Source organism: Psychrobacter sp. NG254 (assembly GCF_015277735.1).
Classification (GTDB): Bacteria; Pseudomonadota; Gammaproteobacteria; order Pseudomonadales; family Moraxellaceae; genus Psychrobacter.
In genome coordinates, this window is sequence record NZ_JADHDA010000005.1 from 47,247 (window position 1) to 65,789 (window position 18,543).

General features: G+C 45.1%; 17 protein-coding genes. 10 read left to right on the top strand and 7 right to left on the bottom strand.

Annotated elements, in window-relative coordinates:
• Positions 1 to 149: 149 nt before the first annotated feature.
• The 3 genes from rph to IP510_RS09575 all read left to right on the top strand — a co-directional run bounded on the left by rph (position 150) and on the right by IP510_RS09575 (position 2,412).
• Positions 150 to 866, top strand: coding sequence for a ribonuclease PH (gene rph, locus IP510_RS09565; protein ID WP_194364566.1), 717 nt, complete (start codon positions 150 to 152; stop codon positions 864 to 866).
• 115 nt (positions 867 to 981) lie between these two features.
• Entirely contained in the window at positions 982 to 1,476 is a 495-nt protein-coding gene (locus IP510_RS09570) for a hypothetical protein (protein ID WP_194364567.1), read from the top strand.
• A gap of 279 nt (positions 1,477 to 1,755) precedes the next feature.
• Entirely contained in the window at positions 1,756 to 2,412 is a 657-nt protein-coding gene (locus tag IP510_RS09575; RefSeq protein ID WP_194364568.1) for a hypothetical protein, read from the top strand.
• A 109-nt stretch (positions 2,413 to 2,521) separates the two neighbouring features.
• Here the strand turns inward: IP510_RS09575 and hemJ are convergent, their stop codons facing one another.
• The 6 genes from hemJ to serB form a co-directional block, all read right to left on the bottom strand.
• Positions 2,522 to 2,956: a protoporphyrinogen oxidase HemJ gene (gene hemJ / locus IP510_RS09580; protein ID WP_194364569.1), complete on the bottom strand. Its 435-nt coding sequence runs from the start codon at positions 2,954 to 2,956 to the stop codon at positions 2,522 to 2,524.
• 133 nt (positions 2,957 to 3,089) lie between these two features.
• Positions 3,090 to 4,238, bottom strand: coding sequence for a biotin synthase BioB (gene bioB, locus IP510_RS09585; protein WP_194364570.1), 1,149 nt, complete (start codon positions 4,236 to 4,238; stop codon positions 3,090 to 3,092).
• A gap of 238 nt (positions 4,239 to 4,476) precedes the next feature.
• Complete coding sequence (locus IP510_RS09590; RefSeq protein WP_194364571.1) at positions 4,477 to 4,983, bottom strand: SCP2 sterol-binding domain-containing protein; 507 nt, start codon at positions 4,981 to 4,983, stop codon at positions 4,477 to 4,479.
• A 264-nt stretch (positions 4,984 to 5,247) separates the two neighbouring features.
• Complete coding sequence (gene aciT, locus IP510_RS09595) at positions 5,248 to 5,649, bottom strand: AciT family ciprofloxacin tolerance protein (protein ID WP_227669640.1); 402 nt, start codon at positions 5,647 to 5,649, stop codon at positions 5,248 to 5,250.
• A 255-nt stretch (positions 5,650 to 5,904) separates the two neighbouring features.
• Positions 5,905 to 6,909 carry a DUF368 domain-containing protein gene (locus tag IP510_RS09600; protein ID WP_194364572.1) on the bottom strand — a complete coding sequence of 335 codons (1,005 nt, stop codon included), beginning with the start codon at positions 6,907 to 6,909 and terminating at the stop codon, positions 5,905 to 5,907.
• 191 nt (positions 6,910 to 7,100) lie between these two features.
• Complete coding sequence (gene serB / locus IP510_RS09605) at positions 7,101 to 8,339, bottom strand: phosphoserine phosphatase SerB (RefSeq protein WP_194364573.1); 1,239 nt, start codon at positions 8,337 to 8,339, stop codon at positions 7,101 to 7,103.
• 370 nt (positions 8,340 to 8,709) lie between these two features.
• On the opposite strand from serB, the gene IP510_RS09610 reads away from it, so the two are divergent.
• The 6 genes from IP510_RS09610 (at position 8,710) to IP510_RS09635 (ending at position 13,820) form a co-directional block, all read left to right on the top strand.
• The gene (locus IP510_RS09610) at positions 8,710 to 10,140 is read left to right on the top strand and encodes a hypothetical protein (RefSeq protein WP_194364574.1); all 1,431 of its coding nucleotides are present in this window, start codon (positions 8,710 to 8,712) and stop codon (positions 10,138 to 10,140) included.
• 213 nt (positions 10,141 to 10,353) lie between these two features.
• Complete coding sequence (locus IP510_RS09615; RefSeq protein WP_057761656.1) at positions 10,354 to 10,590, top strand: PA3496 family putative envelope integrity protein; 237 nt, start codon at positions 10,354 to 10,356, stop codon at positions 10,588 to 10,590.
• A 268-nt stretch (positions 10,591 to 10,858) separates the two neighbouring features.
• Positions 10,859 to 11,416, top strand: a complete 558-nt coding sequence (locus IP510_RS09620; protein WP_194364575.1) for a UPF0149 family protein — start codon at positions 10,859 to 10,861, stop codon at positions 11,414 to 11,416.
• Between the two features lie 163 nt (positions 11,417 to 11,579).
• A complete protein-coding gene (locus IP510_RS09625; protein WP_194364576.1) occupies positions 11,580 to 12,020 on the top strand; it encodes a YbjQ family protein in 441 nt (146 codons plus the stop codon).
• Positions 12,021 to 12,083: 63 nt separating this feature from the next.
• Positions 12,084 to 12,590: a YbjQ family protein gene (locus IP510_RS09630; RefSeq protein ID WP_194364577.1), complete on the top strand. Its 507-nt coding sequence runs from the start codon at positions 12,084 to 12,086 to the stop codon at positions 12,588 to 12,590.
• Positions 12,591 to 12,896: 306 nt separating this feature from the next.
• Entirely contained in the window at positions 12,897 to 13,820 is a 924-nt protein-coding gene (locus IP510_RS09635; RefSeq protein ID WP_194364578.1) for a bile acid:sodium symporter family protein, read from the top strand.
• A gap of 137 nt (positions 13,821 to 13,957) precedes the next feature.
• On the opposite strand, the gene IP510_RS09640 is transcribed toward IP510_RS09635, so the two are convergent.
• The gene (locus IP510_RS09640) at positions 13,958 to 15,082 is read right to left on the bottom strand and encodes a formate/nitrite transporter family protein (RefSeq protein ID WP_320154194.1); all 1,125 of its coding nucleotides are present in this window, start codon (positions 15,080 to 15,082) and stop codon (positions 13,958 to 13,960) included.
• A 300-nt stretch (positions 15,083 to 15,382) separates the two neighbouring features.
• Between IP510_RS09640 and IP510_RS09645 the strand changes: the two genes are divergently transcribed.
• The gene (locus IP510_RS09645; RefSeq protein ID WP_194364579.1) at positions 15,383 to 18,316 is read left to right on the top strand and encodes a valine--tRNA ligase; all 2,934 of its coding nucleotides are present in this window, start codon (positions 15,383 to 15,385) and stop codon (positions 18,314 to 18,316) included.
• Positions 18,317 to 18,543 lie beyond the last annotated feature (227 nt).

Genomic DNA, 18,543 nt, shown 5'->3' on the forward strand with positions numbered 1-18,543 from the left:
GTAATAGCGTGAGTGAATCTTGCTATTGCGCCGCTGTCACGTTAGGATATCTTAAGATTTTAGTCTACTAAATGCCTATTGGTTAATCCTCGGATCAAGAATAGCGTATTTTTTGACATGGCTTTTATAACACCGTACTAGGAATTTTTATGCGTATTGACAATCGTGAGCTTGACCAACTTCGCTCGATCAGCTTTGAGCGCCATTATACCAAGCATGCTGAAGGGTCAGTATTGGTCAGTTTTGGCGACACCAAAGTGCTATGTACGGCCAGTGTCGAGTCGGGTGTACCGCGCTGGCTCAAGGGCAAAGGTAAAGGTTGGATCACTGCCGAATATGGTATGTTGCCACGTGCGACCAATACCCGTAACCAACGTGAAGCGGCCCGCGGCAAGCAGTCTGGTCGTACCCAAGAAATTCAGCGTCTGATCGGTCGTAGTCTGCGTGCCATGATTGACTTGAGTAAGCTTGGCGAAAACACTATCTATCTTGATTGCGATGTCTTGCAAGCGGATGGCGGTACTCGTACTGCGAGTATCACTGGTGCGGCAATTGCGCTGATTGATGCATTAGAGACGATTCAAAAGAGCAAAAAGCTCAAAGCCGATCCTCTCATTGGATTGGTAGCTGCGGTTTCTGTCGGTATGAAAGATGGCGAGGCGTATCTAGATTTGAACTATGAAGAAGACTCTAGCTGTGATACAGATTTGAACGTCGTCATGACCCAAAAAGGTGAGTTCATTGAGCTACAAGGTACTGCTGAAGAAAAGCCATTTACGCGCGCTCAAGCAGATGCCATGCTGTCAATGGCCGAAAAAGGCATTGCTGAACTCATTAAGATGCAACAGACTGCGCTTGGCTGGTAGTCAGTTTTCACTGCATACTGTACTTTATCTTTAGATTTAATAACTGCCTGTTGGTTCCTGATAGGCAGTTTTTTCACAGACAATTATCCTCACATCTCGTAATAGGTAAGAATGCATGCTCAAGCTGACTGATGATGGCGCAAAAATCACCTTACAGGGTCAGCCAAACGCTGGTGATAACGGGATGTTTTGGTTTGGGTCTGCCTTATTGATAGGGGCGGTGGCAGTTGCGATGGCAATGAGTCTATTGTCTGAACGTTTGGCCATTGGTGCCCTTGCACTGCTTATTATTGGCAGCTTTATTTTTAATAAACAGCGCCAGAAACACAAAAAAGCCATGAGCGGTATGATCTGTAGTGGTACATTGTGGGTACGTGCAGGTGAGCTGGTGCATGACAATCTGGGCAAACGAGATCATATTCATTTGGCTGATGGTGACAAGATAGTGCTGATAGGCGATCAATTACAGATTACCGATAGCAGTAATGTACATAAATATCATATAAATGGTTTTGAGAGTGTTCAAGAAGCAAAAGCCGCCAAAGCGATCCTAGAAGGGCAAGCGCTTAGCAAACGTCATGTCAATATTAAAATGAATAGCGGTCAGTAAGTTACTCATTCACAGGTTAACATCCAACAGTTAGTGCTATGAAAAATTACATTAACCAATTTATTAACCTGCTCTAATATCTCAAATATTTTTCCTCCAAATCTCCCACATCCTCTATCTGCTTTTACCATTCATCAGTATTCTGATGCCAGTTATCGCCTATGTTGGGTGAATAATACTTGCAGATTTGTGCCTAAATGGTTTATAAGTAACAGTGCAACACTTCATCCTCATTATTATTCATACCGTCAGTGAACGTTCATTGACCGGGAGTCAGTCATGTCGCGTTTGCCTATCTCTATGTCTAAATTTATGCCATCAATTGCCACATCCTGCAGTTTATTATTGCTCACTTGTAGCGCGGTAAGCCAAGTCCATGCAGACAGCATGAGCGCACTCATTGCTCAGAAGTCGGCTCAATCTACGACCAGTATTACTTATCGCTATCCTGAGGTACAACGTCAGTATCCATCAGTATTGCCTGCGTTTTTATCAGGGAATTATGACAACGTTGATAGTGAATATCTGCCGCTACTGAGCAGTGCGGAGACACAAAGTAGTCAGGCTGCACGTGAAGTGGTGAGTATGGCGCGTAAAATGGCGCTCAACGAGCGCACCATCATCAAAGGTGGCTGTTGGGACTATCTAAATGCAGTGTTCAATCGGGCGGGGGTATCGCGCGATACCATCCATAAAGGCACCTATGGTCAAGGCCCTTATGCTAATAGTGGCGAGATTGAAGTTGGGGATTGGCTCTATTATATCAATCATGGTTACAATGGCGTCGAGCACAGTGGGCTGTTTGTGGGCTGGGTCGATGAGCGTGCCAAACAAGCACTGATACTCAGTTATGCTGGCGAAAACCGCCGCGAACCGGCCCGTTATCGCGTGTATGATGTGAGCAATGTCTATCAGATTATGCGTCCTAGTGTCTAAGCATCCCCAGCACCACATAATGTGATAAAAAAAGCGTCCGTCACTGATAAAAGTGACGGACGCTTTTGATTTGTCAGTATCAATTATTCTGCTAGTTTTGGCGCTAATTTTAGAAAGGTTTTACCACGACTAAAATGACAATAATCACCAAGGCAAAGACTGGCACTTCATTGAACCAACGCCAAAACTTATGCGATTTATAGTGTGGATTATCTATCAGTTTTTTGCGATACAGTCCGCAAGCGCCATGATAGCCGGATAGCAATATCACTAGTAAAAGCTTAATGTGTAGCCAGCCTTGGGTTTTGTACACATCCCAACCTAGCCCAACCATCCATAGACCAAATATCCATGTCGCTATCATTGCTGGCGTCATGATACCGCGATATAGCTTACGCTCCATAATGGTAAAGCGCTCTTGGCTGATGGTATCATCACTCATCGCATGATAAACAAACAGACGCGGCAAATAAAATATCGCCGCAAACCAGCAGACCATCGAGATGATGTGTGCTGCTTTAATCCAGTTAAAATAATCTGCCATGACTCAATCTCTTGTTATTAGCCCTTTGGAATGAGGAAACACCATAGGCTTATTTTCATATGCTTTTTATAGGGGCTAAATGTTGACAAGTTACATGCAGATTATTGATAAACAGGCGCTGCACATCGTCAAACTAGTCTGCCAATACCACTTGTGTTTGATGACCACTCATCGCATCTAGTACAGGCAATACTTTTGGCGCTCTTGGGGCAGCAAACTGTTTGGTTAAGCCAAGCTCACGCATGAGTCTGTCATCGCCCGATTGACTGGAGTTTCCGGTTGTCAGTAGCTTATCACCATAAAAGAACGAGTTGGCACCTGCCATAAAGGCCAATGCTTGCTCAGAGTCTGATAGGCTCTCGCGACCAGCAGACAGACGCACATAACTGGTTGGGCAGCAGATACGCGACACGGCAATGGTGCGAATCCATTCAAGTACAGACAGTTGACCTTCGGCCAATACTTTGTCACCAATCGGTGTGCCTTTAATCGGTACGAGTAGATTGACTGGGATAGACTCTGGGGCTTTTGGCATTTTTAGCAGTTCATGTACCCAATCGATACGGTCATCACGGCTTTCGCCCATACCAACGATATTACCGCTACAGACATTGATGCCTGAGTTGCGCACATTGTCTATCGTATCCAAGCGCTCATCATAGCTGCGCGTGCTGACGACTTGCTCATAATAGCTGCGCGAGGTATCTAGATTATGATTATAATAGTCCAATCCGGCATCCGCCAACTGCGTTGCTTGATTGGTATCTAACATACCGAGCGTCATACAAGTTTCAAGCCCTAATGCCTTGACTTCTTTGATCAGCTCAACCACGTAAGGCATGTCCTTTGCGCTTGGATGTTTCCATGCCGCACCCATGCAGAAGCGTGACGAGCCACTATTCTTGGCACGTTTGGCAGCGGCAATGACTTTGTCTACTTCGATGCGTTTTTCTGCTTGTAGTTTGGTGGTGTCGCGGTGATGACCTGACTGTGAGCAATAGCCACAATCTTCAGGGCAGTTACCTGTTTTAATCGACAACAACGTACTAATCTGTACTTCATTGGCTGTGAAATGCTCACGGTGAACAGTCTGTGCTTGCAACAACAAATCCATCAATGGCAAATCAAACAGTGCGGCGATTTCTTCGCGGCTATGCTTGTGCGGAGTTGGTTGGCTGGCATCGGTTAAACTGGCCAAAAAATCATCGCTACTGTTTTGATGATTGAGTGTCTGAGCGTGGCTATCGGCATTGGGTTCTGAGATGTTAAGTAATCCTGCCATGAGATAAATCCTTTTATAACGGTATTGGGTACATCTAAATGTTTTTGTGTTTTTAAAATAATAAAAAAGGCTGCGATATAGTATACCGTAACCTTTTTAGAAAATCAGAACACTGCTGGAGAGTATGTATAAATATCACAGTGGCGTATATAAGTAGTAACTATCCATCTATTGTATCAATGACTACTGATTAACGCACCTCTTGATTCCATTTAATACATCTCTCATCTATAGCGAATTATTTACCCAGTTTGTGCTTAGCAACACCAACCCAATGCTCAGCGAATTTCTGTGCTTTATATGCATAAGGCTTGGCTTTGTCCAGATACGGTTTGCACTCTTCTGGAATAGTCGGCACGATATGCTTGGCCAATTTATTGAACCACATCATGAGGCTATAATCACCCTCAATGCTTAATTTGCCTTCTTGTACTGCAGTCATAAATGCTGGCAAGCTGCCTTTGGTCAAAAGTTTGACGCCAGTCATAGAGTCTTTAAAGGTAATCGTAAGGTCTGCTGTTTTCGCATGACCGCTTTGCTGACTAAACTGACCATTATCAAAAATAAAATGACGAGCAATCTCAGATTCAGTGCTGGCAAATTCGATCGTGACCGCACGATCAGCGAATAGCTTTTGAACAGCTTCATCGTTGCTATCAGCTAGCATTGATAAACGATAGCCAACGACTGCCAACAAAGCGTCTAATGGATCAGATTTGATGTCTAACACAGGAACTGTGAACATAGTAAAACTCCTAAAAAATGACGCATAAAAATAAGGCGTACTTTATACCAATTCTTATGACAAATATATAACCCAATTATAAACCATGCAGTAACCTGAACTCTTTAGGAGTTAAGTAGAGAGTGTTAAGCATCTTGTAACATTTGATATCGTTATGACATGACTCGTTGCTAAGCCTGATATCTCAGCAACGATATTATAGTGATAGCAGCCATAAAGATAATATGGTGATAAAAGCAATATCGAAAGAAGGGTCAGGCAGGATTAATGAAATCGCGGTTTGTAATCATCGTCATAAACGGGCGTATGCTCAATATAGCGTGCGGCCTCTAGCGCACGCTGCTGCTGCACGGACTGACTGACATCATCATAGCGTAACGCTCGGTACAGTACCCAGCCCGCTAGCGGCAGCCAGCTCACACCCATCGCGATGACATAGCGATGCCACTCTGACAGCTCAGAGAACATAGGGCTACCTGACAAAACGTTTTGAACGACTTCGACAGCCAACCAGTAGGCCATACCGCCAAACAGATAGAGCAATAGCCAACGCTGCGAGGATAGAGCAAGGGCCACGACCAGTCCTGCCAGCAATCCATAGCCGAGCCATGCCATAACGCCCCACGCCTCAACACCAACAAAAGAAAATATAGTTAATAACATCATTCATCTCGCTATTCATAAGGTGAATTCCAATAAAGTTATTATGAGAGGTTGTTGGACAAAGCTAAAGAGGGGAGAGGCGACTTTACGACAACCGTTGACGTTTAGTTTTTTGGATGGTTTTTGCAATTTTTGATGGCGAGAGGATAGGCTAAGCGCCGTAAAGAACGGCGCTTATTTTAGAGCGTAGAAGGAGTTTGATTGGGTTTGACAAGATAGTGTCAACTAACAGGCAGAGGCGACAGGTTTGCTGAAGAGTTAAACTCGATTGGCACGATTGCCCCACCAAGATAATAACGATACTAAAATCGCCCCGAGTAGCATCAGTCCGATGGTCGTTAGCCAGTGTGCACCAGTAGGATACTGCCATGGCATGACATTATTGACGGCCTCATTATCTAGAGCACCTAAGGCATCTACTTTCCATGGCCATACTTTTATCAAGGAGCCTGCGATAAAGCCTGTCAGTAAGGCCAAAGTGGCTTGATAGTAACGCGATAGCAACCACTTTAGGGCGCGTGTGAATAACAGTAACCCAGTGATCATCCCTGCCATAACGGTAAGAACAATACTCAAATTCATGGTATGGACAGCTTCTAGCACCGTATCATAAGCGCCGAGCAACAATAGAATAAATGAGCCTGATATACCGGGTAGAATCATCGCACAAATGGCAATCGCCCCTGCAAAAAACAAGTAGGGTAAGCTGGGTGTGGTCGTGAGTAATGGCAAACTGCTAATGACCATTGCAGCGCCCAATCCAGTAGCAAACAGTACTGCACGGCCTATATTCCAGCGCTCAATCTCACTGAGTAAAATAAATACTGTGGCAACCACCAATCCAAAAAAGAACGACCAAATGAGCAGTGGCTCATTGTCCAGTAAGTGCTTAATGATGCCGGCTAGCGTAGCGAAGCTGGTGGCAATACCCAATACCAAACACAATAAAAAAGTCGCATCAACCTGTCGCCAAACGGCGAGCAAACCTTTGATGCCACCTTCTTGTTGAAATATCTGCCAAAGATTGGGACCGATACTACCAAGCGCATTAATCAGACGCTCATAGATACCAGCAATCAGGGCAATGGTACCACCAGAGACGCCAGGCACGATATCAGCAGCGCCCATGGCCATCCCTCTGACATAGATCCCCAAGAGCTGTTTTGGACTGTCAGTACGAGTCGGAGTAGTGCTCACGTCTGATGGCTGTGATGGTTGCGGAACTGACGGCTGGTTTGGCCGTGGAGATTGTGGTGCCGTCATAAACATTCCTTTATCGTTTAAGAATCAGTGTTATCTAAAATTGGGTTTTATGCATCATGGTAAAACATCAAAGCAGTCTCACTATGGTAAGACTGCCATACAAAAGTAATATAAAACCACATAAAGCACAAAAGCCAGATCAATGACAAAGCACTAATCCAGCTTATGAGATCGTTTCATATGTTTAGCAATTACTCAGCATCAGGCTTTATGTCAGACTCAGTATTAGACCCAGTATTAGATTGGGTATCAGACAGCGCAGGATAGCCAAGTGCATAGAGCGTGCCTTCAAGTCCTGTCACATTGATAGCAGCATCGGCACGTGCTTGCACGATGGGCTTGGCATGATAAGCGACACCTAGATCGGCAATGGCCATCATTGGCAAGTCATTGGCGCCATCACCAATGCAGACCACTTGTGACATCTCGATACCCAAGCGCTCAGCGGTGTGCTTGACGATAGCGGCTTTTTTGTCACCATTGACGATAGGCCACTGTACATGACCGGTGACTTCACCTTCGTCGATATCTAGGGCATTGGCATGTACTTCATCAATGCCTAACTGCTCAGCGATATAACGGGCAAAGTATGTAAAACCGCCCGATACCAGCACAGTATGATATCCCAACGCCTTTAGCGCACTGATGGTAGTGCGCGCACCTACAGAGACGGTCAAGCGGCTACAAATGTCATCCAGTACGTCAATTGGTGTGCCTTTTAATAATGCCACACGCTGAGCAAATGACTCATCAAAATCAATCTCACCGCGCATGGCGGCCTCAGTGATGGCTTCGACTTCGTCACCAATGCCAGCAGTTTTTGCCAGCTCTACGATCACTTCTTGTTCAATTAAAGTTGAATCCATATCAAAGCAGGCAAGCTTATGAGTACGTAGCATATGGCCGACAGATAGGATATGACAGTCAACGACGTTTATGTTGCCAGTACTATCTGCACTGCGCGTATTGTTGTACTCTTCCGTCAAATCACGACGCAAGCGTGTGGTTAGCTGATCATCAATGATGTGCGCGGCAGCGGTCTTTTTGCCAGGATGCATCAGCGTGTCATTGACAGGGACTAGCAGGTAACGGAATACTTGAGTATGGGTAAAGGGTAGGCGCTGTGCACCGTCGGCCGTTGGCTCTGTATCAGAGACTGTGATATTGACAAAACTGGCGTCTGTGTCTTCAGCGACCGTTACCAAATGCCAGTTCGGCTGTTCATCAACCCATGACTGAACATATTGATGAATATCTAGCGTAGATACGTGAGTCGGCAATACAACGATGAGCGCAAAAACAGGCAGCGACTGTAGCGCATCAAAATCTTGCAAATTGGTATCTTCAGGTAATAATGCCGCAATAGAGTCGACGGCTTGCTGCCATGCTTTGCTGTCTTTTGGTAACGAATAAGATGTATTTTTTGGCATGGCTCAATTGTCCCTTGTATGCTCGTATAAGATTGGGAATAATAACAGTTTTACTGGGCAGCGCCTATAGATGACACGCAAAGTATCAATGGCGTAAAAAAACCACAATCATGGCGCAAATGATCAGAAAAAAACCATCGCGTCATTGTGATAAATTTATAAAGTGACTCACGCCATCAGGCTTGTTATGGTGATATAGTGGACAAGATAAAAAGTCACGCTTCTATATCCCTTGTACTATAGAAAAATGATTGCGTTGACCTCGCTTTATAGATATCTGATCTATGCAAATTAGCTTTATCAAACCAGCCAAAAAATGAGCGAATGCCTCGTTTTTTAATTTCTTCTCTCCAAAAAAGTTTACTATATCATGACGTATTTAGCGCCGCGGCAAGGGTTGTTTGCCATCATTATTTTGGTTAGTTTTTGTTTGCAGACGCTGCTATTGGTCATCAGTACCGACCAGCAGTTGAGCAACAGTCGTGCGTTGAAAGGCGAGCAGATGGTCGCCCAGCTGATTGATGAAGCAAGGCTATCGTTAGAAAACAAAGATCGTGTCAGTCTCAGTGTCATTGCCAATCGCTATACCAGTGAGCAAGACGTGACACGGATACTGATTAAAGACAATAACGATGAGATATTGGTGCCCGTCGGTAATGCACCGATGCAGCAAGGCGATACCATTAGTCAAATCGCGACCAATGGCGATGCGGTAATCGGTAGCGTGGCATTGACATTGAAAGATATCAGTAAAGGCGAGATTATCGCTATGCAATGGCCGTTTGTCATCGGCACCATGCTGCTGCATTTATTGCTTTGGCTGCTGTATGGCTACTTGGCACGCCCGACCAAAGAGCAGATCAATGCGCTGAGCCATGATATCCAGGAGTTATATATTGAGCAATATACACAAGTCGATCAGCGTGGCTACAATCGAGATATTGAACGCTCATCTGATGACGCAGTAGACAGTCATCCATCTGCTACTGGTGAAAGCGATATCGATGACATGGTCGCCAATGCGCGTAAGTTCAATGTACAAAACGAGGTAAACGACTACCTAAGAACGCAGCAAAACCCAGAGACCACAGATGCGACTGGCGGCTCGGTAGATACTGATGCAGATAGTCTATCAGGTGAGGGTAATACCACTGAGACCGATAGTGCAGGGACTGGCCACCAATCATCCAAGCTATCTGCGACACGCTCCGTAGATAAGGTGAGAGTACAGATTGTCTTTCATGATGAGTTCAATATGCTTGAGCGCCTTGCACCTGCCCAGCGTTTGCCATATTTGGCGCTATGCACACAGCTCTTTAATCAAGCGGTGACAGAATTGCTCAAACAACCGTTGCTGCTCGGTGTTAGTGCCATGAATGAGGCGCAGTTTGCAGACAATGGCGCTAGTGTGGTGCTAAAAGCTGACAATAGCCATGCTAAAGTTGCGCTGGCAGGGGTGATGCTTGCCAAGTTGTACTTGATGCTTAATAAAATTATTCATGATAAGCATATCGAGTTGTCGCGCTTTGCTTTACCTGCAAAAGCAGGTGTGAGTGATGACGCGCAGTCAGAGGCCATGACTCACTTATTACAGAGCATTGGTAAAAAAGAGCAATTATTGATTCTATTGCCAAACAATGGCCTCAAACAGATCAGTAATCATATCCAAGTACACAGTATCATGCGACCTACCACCGTCTATGAGCGTGAGTGTGCGATATTTGATGGTGGTAATGATTCGATGATTCAGCGTTTGGCAGACGTTCGCAATGCGGTACTGATGATCGAAGAAGATGAGTAGCAGACTAAATATATACTGATGCTTAGCCGTATTTTGCACTCGCTTATTTACAGTACAATTGTCTGCTATATGAGTCATATAGCAGACCCAGTCTGAAAAATGAGATGGGTCATATTGAGAAAAAGGATTGACAACATTCAGTAGAGACTTTATAAGGCATATATATATTACTGTATGTTTAATACCCTTGCCTAAAAATGATAGGAGTTTGTCATGAGTGACGCTGATATTGACGACGATTTTGATGATGATTTTGTCGACGATGATGATGCAAAGATGGTCGAAGAAGCCGAGACGAGTGTACGCACACGTCTAAGCAGTCTCGAAAAGCGCCGACTGATTGATAATTTGTTAGAAGAAAAGCGTCTGGCCAAAGAGTTGAAAGACGATTTGGATGATATCGACAACTTCGATGAAGATGGCGATGATTGGGATGACGACGATTTCTAATTTCTAGACATCATTCGTTTAAGCTGACTAAAGTGCTTTAATCATCGGTGCTCATCTACCCAATCGGATAGACTGGCTTTTGACAGTTGTTTTGAGCGGTTACGATACGAGCGAGCGTTAAAAGCTCATCGCTTCGATGACACTGGATCTAATAGCTTGTTTGGTTTTGGTTATTCAAGCAGCCTTTATGCTCAGATGATCTGCTATCGTGCATTAACCGATCGTTTTTGACGATTGACATACTCTATACTTCAAGGATAACCGAACCATGAGTAATCAACTAAGTTTTGATGAATTACTAGACTATTTGGACAATCAAGAGAGCCAGTTTGTGCTCGATAGCGTCGCCGCTCATGGGTTTTTGACTGCGACAGTCATCGGTCGTCCCTTGCCTAACTGGCTCGACGCCCTGTTTGAAGGTCACGTGAGCGAGATTCCAGAAAACGTCATCGATGGCATCAAGCGCTGGCGCGACTCTATCATGGCAGAGCTAAAAAACGAGACGCCTATTGAGCTGCCATTTAGCGAAGATGCAGGAGACGAAGAGGTCGCTGTTGATTTCTCTGACGAATCAGATATCGTCGCTTGGTCGATTGGCTTTGTGGATGCCATGTATGGCGATGAAGCAAGCGATTGGTTTGAAGATGAAGATACAGCAGAAGATGTCGCTGTATTGACGCTACCGATGATCGTCTTGAGCGGTATTGATGATGAAGATCCAGAGCTTGCTCAGATGCGTGCTGACGAAGACAAAATGGTACAGATGGCCAATAGCATCGAAGGCAATTTGACTGAGCTATTTTTGCTATTTCATACCAACGACTAATTGTTTCGTACCAATAATTAGTAACTTCGTACCAATGACTGGCCACGCTCAACACTCGTGATTCTAAAAGACAGTGCTGCCAGTACTGTCTTTTGTTTGAGCGGCGTCACACAGCTTTACTCATTCTATCAGCTACTCTATAAGTCACCGATAAGGTCATACCATGACTGTGCAACTCTCTAATCTTGAACACCTGCCTAATTATCAAATTACTGAGCGCTTAGATGTGGTTTATGGCAGTACAGTACGCTCAAAACATGTCGGCAAAGACTTGTTTGCTGGGCTAAAAAACATCGTCGGTGGTGAGCTGACCGCGTATACCGAGCTGCTAGAAGAGTCGCGCCAAGAAGCGATAGATCGCATGATTGTCAAAGCTGAAGCGCTCGGCGCTGATGCCGTTGTCGGTCTGCGTTTTTCGACCTCGAGTATCGCCCAAGGTGCCTCTGAGCTTTTTGTTTATGGGACTGCGGTCAAGGTCGCACCGATATCTCAGCAGCAGTATCAAGCCCCACCGAGTGGTGGTTACGATCACTCCAGTCAAAACACAAATCCTCAAACCCAAGTCACACCCGATGATTTACCGCGTTTCAATCCTTTTGGTTAATCCTACAATACTAAAAACTATAATTCTAAAAGCACCGATGCTTTTTACGATGAGAAACGTGCTATGAATGACTCACTCACGCAAGTGCTCATCAATTATGGGCCATTTGTTTTCTTATTTGTCGTTGGTTGGTTTTTTGGGTCGCGCCATGAGCGCCAGCACTTAACGCAGCTGCGTGTGGCAGAGCAAGATCTGAGGGATATTACAGTCTCCAGCGAACGTTTATACCGTCCTAAGTTGGCAGCTGGTAGTGAAGGTGAGCTGGTACTTGGTAGCGTGGTGATTGCTCAAGACTACTTTAAGATGATTATCGCTCGTGTACTTAGTATCTTTGGCAAAAACCTAACCACCTACGAGACACTGCTAGATCGCGCGCGCCGTGAGGCCATCGTACGTATGCGCGCTGATGCAAAAGCCAAAGGCTACACGCATATTTATGGGTTACGCCTTGAAGTGACCAATATCAATCAATTAGGCAGCATGGTAGAAGCCATCGCTTACGGTACTGCCGTCATCAGTATTGACCACCCTCACACTACCTCTGCTATCAATCATCAAACCTCTCTTTAAATTGTTTTGAGATTGTCTTCAAGTATAAAAATTCATAGTTGACTGACGAGTAGTCAAAAAAATCAAATACATACACTTTTACAGCGATATACTAAATTTTGCCGTTCCGTTATTATTTTGGTTCGTATAAACCAGTATTATCAAAAAATTGTCGTTCTAAAACACGATTGTGCGAAAGACGTATCATATAAAAGGCTGACAACGTCGGTGGCTTTTACCCAAGATATCAGCAGGATTGGCTGATTGAGCATTACGAAGTTGTTATAAACTTGCCCATGTAAGGGCGCTATCTACAAGGATGTAGTTATGGAAGGTGTGGAGTTAGTCACGTTTGTAAATTCAAAAGTCATTCCTATTAGTATCTTTTTGATTATGATGGGAATGGGTCTGTCCTTAGTCACCAATGATTTTAAGAGAGTCATCAAATACCCTAAAGCAGTCGCCATAGGACTAACCAATCAGCTGATATTCTTGCCACTGGTAGGCTTTTTCTTGGCAACCTCCATGTCCCTAGAGCCTGAGTATGCCGTTGGGGTTATGTTACTGGTATTGTGCCCTGGTGGCACGACATCAAATCTATTTACTTATTTGGCCAAAGGCGACGTCGCACTTTCAGTCACGATGACTGCTATTGCCAGTGTCATTACTGTCTTTACCATTCCTATCGTCCTCAGCTTTTCGCTCGTGTACTTCATGGGTGCTGGTAGTGAGTTTCAGTTGCCAGTGGTCAAGACTATGGTTAGCTTGATTGCTCTGACTATTCTGCCCGTTAGTATTGGTATGCTAATCAAGCGCTATGCCGCCAATTTTGCAGATAAGGCGCAGGTTATGGTGTCTCGTTTTGGCGTGATATTTTTGAGCTTCTTGGTACTTTTCTTAAGCTATGTGCAACGAGATATTATCGTCGAAGCCTTGATAGCGACTGGCCCTGTCTCTTTGATCTTGAACGTATCGACGATGGCACTTGGTTATTACACCAGTAAATGGTTCGGCCTAAACCCAGCTCAAAGAAGATCTATTACCATGGAAGTGGGCCTGCAAAACAGTACACTGTCGATGTTTATGGCATTGACGCTATTGGCCAACTATAAAATGTCGATGACCCCTGCTATTTATACGCTCATCATGTTCTTAACCGCCGGTATTATGGTCAGAGTATTTACCGCTATGCACAATAAAGCCAAAAGAACCGAAGTTGAAAGCAGCGTGTTGGCAGCGCGTAGAATGTAATACACTCGATATATGAGTAGTTCGTTGCTAAAAAAAGCCCACAATACCCTTTGTCTAATGAAGGTTGTTGTGGGCTTTTGCGTTTAGCGCTGTTTTCAATCCCTTTAGATTAGCATCGATTGAATTGAAGACACGCCCTAGAATCGACGCCTATCCAATTCCGCTCTTGCCTCGGCAGCTTGTTCTTTTACTTTTTCAATTTCAAACAAGAACGTGCGGTTCTTCAGTACCGCGACAAACACCACGCCGCCGACCGTATTACCCACTAATACCACGACTAAAAACACCAGATAACGCCAGAGGCTGACAGTATTGCCATACAGTAAGGCTGAAAACACCTCGATGTTGCCTACGATACTGTGGTGTAAACCTAAAAATCCGATACTGCCTGTAATGATGGTAACTAAGACAATGCGGCTCAGTGTATCGCGTGCCGAGGTCACCAGCCATGCGGTCACACCCATCATCCAACCTGCCAGTACGGCGCTACCAAATATCACCCACCACTCAAAACCCAAAATATGCTCGGCATAGACATCGATGGCATGGTCTGTAAACAGATGCATATGTAGCCCTAAACCCACCATCAACGCGGCAAATAGACAGCCGCCAACGATATTGCCCGCAATCACAATGCCCCATAGACGCAGCAATTTGTGCAACGGTTCAATTTTATTTAAGACTGGCAAGCTCAAGAGGGAAGTCTGCTCTGTGAATAGTAGCGACTGACCAATGACCACGATAATAAAGCCGATCGGATACAGCAGGGATGACAGCACCATGGCATAGTGACTTGGTATTACCTCATTTAGAAGCGCAAACGCCGATAAAATCATAAAGAAGCTAATACCAATCTCAAGCCCAGCGGTAAAGGCACTAGTGAATAGTGAGCCAAGCGAGCGCTCAAACGTTTCTTTGGCATCCATGACTTGTTCGACTAAAATGCTGGCATAGCTTTTTGCATGACTCAAATTGTCATCATTGGCGACTTTTTTGATGGTTTCTTTGTCTTCATCACTGATTTCTTCTGGCAGATCATTATCTTTTAGGTCTTCAGTGGCTTTTGTCTCATTGGTGTTGTTATTAGCATTGTCACCGACGTTGTCATTAGAGTTGTCATTAGCATCGTCATCAACGTTGTTATTAGAACTGCTTTCTTGCTGGCCTTGTTTATGACTGTCATCCGCCAAATGCTCATCATCTGTAAATGAGGCTTGCGGGTCTTTTTGATGATTAGTCTGACTATCAATATCTTGGGGCACGGTAAGCTCACTGGTTAAGAGATAATAGTTTTGCTATATAGGATATGTCTAACGTAGAGACAGAAGCTATATTCTATCGCATGACGATCGCTGATTATGTTTAGCATCGAGCTAATTGCTGTTGTTAATTGATTAACAATTTGATTAAAAATTGCCTTCAGGCTTTATAAATTGCCTTACCATCTAACAAAATCTGCCTATCTGCGTTAAAATCACTCTATTCATGATTTTCCTAATTTTTATATTCGCTTTAATTCAATTAACTTTGATCACATTCAATCAATAAAAGATAATGCCATTATGAGTAACCACAACCTAACCGCCTCTATCCAAGCGGCCTTAAGCCAACTTGAAAACGCCTATAATCCTGCAGAAGTCGAAGCAGGCATGTATCAGGGCTGGGAAGAAAGCGGCTATTTTCAGCCGACTTTTGACAAAGACGAGTCATTTTCTATCGCACTACCACCACCGAACGTCACTGGCTCGCTGCACATGGGTCATGGTTTTAACAATGCAATCATGGATGCGCTCACGCGTTATCACCGCATGGATGGTGACAATACGCTGTGGCAGCCAGGTACAGATCATGCTGGTATCGCCACCCAAATGGTCGTTGAGCGTCGTTTGGAGGCGCAAGGTATCAAGCGCCGTGATATGACTCGTGAAGACTTCATCGATAAAGTGTGGGAATGGAAAGAAGAGTCGGGCGGCAATATCACTAGCCAAATTCGCCGTTTGGGCAGCTCGGTTGACTGGTCGCGTGAGCGCTTTACCATGGATGATGGTCTGTCTAACGCAGTAAAAGAAGTGTTCGTTCGTCTTTTCGATGATGGTTTGATTTATCGTGGTAAACGTCTAGTGAACTGGGATCCAAAGTTCCAAACCGCATTATCTGATTTAGAAGTCGAAAACCACGATGAAAAAGGTAGCTTGTGGCATTTCCGCTATCATTTCACCGATAAAGACTTAACCACTCAAGATGGTAAAAACTATCTGGTCGTAGCAACTACGCGTCCTGAAACGCTCCTTGGTGATACCGCTGTCGCCGTCAATCCGAGCGATGAGCGTTATGCGCACTTGGTCGGCAAAACCATTACCTTGCCAATCACTGGTCGTGTTGTGCCTATCGTCGCTGATGATTATGTTGAAAAAGACTTCGGTACAGGCTGTGTCAAAATCACCCCAGCGCATGACTTTAATGATTATGAATTGGGTCGTCGTCATAGCCTGCCATTGATTAACATTCTTGATGAGCGCGCCAATATTTTGCCAGCGATGGAAGTTTATCCTGACTTGCAAACGCGTGAGCCAGAATTAGAAACCACGCCAAGCGAGTACGCAGGACTTGAGCGTTTTGCCGCTCGTAAGTTCCTCGTGGCGCAAGCAGGCGAGCAGGGCTGGCTAGAAGATATCGAAGACTACGCACTAAAAGCACCACGTGCTGAGCGTGGCGGTACGATCGTTGAGCCGTGGTTGACCGATCAGTGGTATGTCGCGGTTAAAGAGCTGGCCAAGCCTGCGATTGACGCGGTAGAAGACGGCAGCATCGAGTTCGTCCCTGCGCAGTACAAAAACATGTATATGTCGTGGATGACCGATCTGCAAGACTGGTGCATCAGTCGTCAGTTGTGGTGGGGACACCGTATCCCTGCATGGTATGACGATGCGACGGGTGAAATCTATGTCGCCCGTGACGAAGCGGAAGTGCGTAGTAAATACAATCTCAGCGATGATATCGTATTGCGCCAAGATAATGACGTGCTCGATACGTGGTTCAGCTCTGGTCTATGGACGTTCAGTACGCTTGACTGGGCAGACGTCAACGCCGATCCACGCGTGATGGATACCTTTCACCCAACCAGCGTGTTGGTGACAGGTTTTGACATTATCTTCTTTTGGGTAGCTCGCATGATCATGATGACCATGCACTTCGTGAAAAACGAAGATGGCACGCCGCAAGTACCGTTTAAGACTGTCTATGTGCATGGTCTGGTACGTGATGGCAATGGTCAAAAAATGTCAAAATCTAAAGGTAACGTCTTAGATCCGATTGACCTAATCGATGGTATTGATCTAGAAGCGCTGGTAGAAAAACGCACCAGCAATATGATGAATCCAAAAGACGCGGCCAAAATCGAAAAGCAAACGCGTAAAGAGTTCCCAGAAGGCATCCCAGCCTTTGGTACGGATGCACTGCGCTTTACCTTTACCTCATTAGCCAGTACCGGTCGCGATATCAACTTTGATCTAAAGCGTGTCGAGGGCTATCGCAACTTCTGTAACAAAATCTGGAACGCCAGTCGTTTTGTACTCATGAACTGTGTCGATAGCGAAGGTGCTGCCAAGCCTATCGACCAAGCGGCAAACCCTGACGTATGGGAATTGCCAGAAAAATGGATCATGAGTCGTCTGAACTCTACCATTGCCGATATCCATCAGCATTTCGCTCAGTATCGTCTCGATATGGTCAGCCAAGATATCTATGAGTTCATCTGGAATGAGTACTGTGATTGGTATGTTGAGCTTGCCAAAGCCAGTCTAAATGATGACTCAGTGTCTGACGAGCGTAAAGCGCAAATCCGCTATGTACTGCTGCATGTACTAGAGACGGCGCTACGCTTTAGTCATCCAATCATGCCGTATCTGACTGAGCAAATCTGGCAGACGGTGGCACCGCTACTGGGTCGTAAAAACACTGACAGCATCGTGGTCGCTGACTATCCAAAAACGGATGCCGCACAAATCAGTGAGCAAGTTGAGGCGGATATGGCGTGGCTACAAGAGCTAATCGCTAGCGTCCGTAACATCCGTGGTGAGATGAAACTGGGCAATGCGGTACGTCTGCCAGTGCTCCTACAAAACGTCTCTCATGATGAAGAAGCGCGTCTCTCCCGTATCAAAAACCAGTTCAAAGCGCTTGCCAAAGTCGAGAGCTTAGAGATCGTCAAAGAAGGTGATGAAGTGCCACTGTCATCATCAAGCATGGTCGGTCAGCTACGGGTACTCGTACCGATGAAAGGTCTGATTGATCCTACGGCTGAGCTGGCACGTCTGGACAAAGCGCATGAGAAGCTACAAAAGCAAGCCGACGGTATCGCGCGTAAGCTAGGTAATGAAGGCTTTGTCAGTAAAGCGCCTGCGGAAGTGGTCGATGCTGAGAAAGCGAAACTGGCTGAGCTAGAAGGGCAGTTGACTGCGATGACGGCGCAGATGGAGCAGTTGAAGGCTTTGTAAAAAAAGCAAAAGCTTAAAGAGCATGGCCTCAGCATTGGAGTTTTTTAAACCATAGAAATATGCGATGCATGGGGCGGTATTCTTTAACAGTTTAGCTCGGCGCTCGTCCCTCGCGCAAAAAGCAAGCATAATAGATAAGCCACCATTTTATGGTGGTTTTTTATTTCTAAAAATAAGTCTACAATTATCTGTATAGTTGTACTATTAGTCAGATGTAATTCAAAAAG

Bases quoted from the DNA above. Each gene is read 5' to 3' on its own strand.
- rph (WP_194364566.1), top strand. From the start codon at position 150: ATGCGTATTGACAATCGTGAGCTTGACCAACTTCGCTCGATCAGCTTT.
- IP510_RS09570 (WP_194364567.1), top strand. From the start codon at position 982: ATGCTCAAGCTGACTGATGATGGCGCAAAAATCACCTTACAGGGTCAG.
- IP510_RS09575 (WP_194364568.1), top strand. From the start codon at position 1,756: ATGTCGCGTTTGCCTATCTCTATGTCTAAATTTATGCCATCAATTGCC.
- hemJ (WP_194364569.1), bottom strand. From the start codon at position 2,956: ATGGCAGATTATTTTAACTGGATTAAAGCAGCACACATCATCTCGATG.
- bioB (WP_194364570.1), bottom strand. From the start codon at position 4,238: ATGGCAGGATTACTTAACATCTCAGAACCCAATGCCGATAGCCACGCT.
- IP510_RS09590 (WP_194364571.1), bottom strand. From the start codon at position 4,983: ATGTTCACAGTTCCTGTGTTAGACATCAAATCTGATCCATTAGACGCT.
- aciT (WP_227669640.1), bottom strand. From the start codon at position 5,649: ATGATGTTATTAACTATATTTTCTTTTGTTGGTGTTGAGGCGTGGGGC.
- IP510_RS09600 (WP_194364572.1), bottom strand. From the start codon at position 6,909: ATGACGGCACCACAATCTCCACGGCCAAACCAGCCGTCAGTTCCGCAA.
- serB (WP_194364573.1), bottom strand. From the start codon at position 8,339: ATGCCAAAAAATACATCTTATTCGTTACCAAAAGACAGCAAAGCATGG.
- IP510_RS09610 (WP_194364574.1), top strand. From the start codon at position 8,710: ATGACGTATTTAGCGCCGCGGCAAGGGTTGTTTGCCATCATTATTTTG.
- IP510_RS09615 (WP_057761656.1), top strand. From the start codon at position 10,354: ATGAGTGACGCTGATATTGACGACGATTTTGATGATGATTTTGTCGAC.
- IP510_RS09620 (WP_194364575.1), top strand. From the start codon at position 10,859: ATGAGTAATCAACTAAGTTTTGATGAATTACTAGACTATTTGGACAAT.
- IP510_RS09625 (WP_194364576.1), top strand. From the start codon at position 11,580: ATGACTGTGCAACTCTCTAATCTTGAACACCTGCCTAATTATCAAATT.
- IP510_RS09630 (WP_194364577.1), top strand. From the start codon at position 12,084: ATGAATGACTCACTCACGCAAGTGCTCATCAATTATGGGCCATTTGTT.
- IP510_RS09635 (WP_194364578.1), top strand. From the start codon at position 12,897: ATGGAAGGTGTGGAGTTAGTCACGTTTGTAAATTCAAAAGTCATTCCT.
- IP510_RS09645 (WP_194364579.1), top strand. From the start codon at position 15,383: ATGAGTAACCACAACCTAACCGCCTCTATCCAAGCGGCCTTAAGCCAA.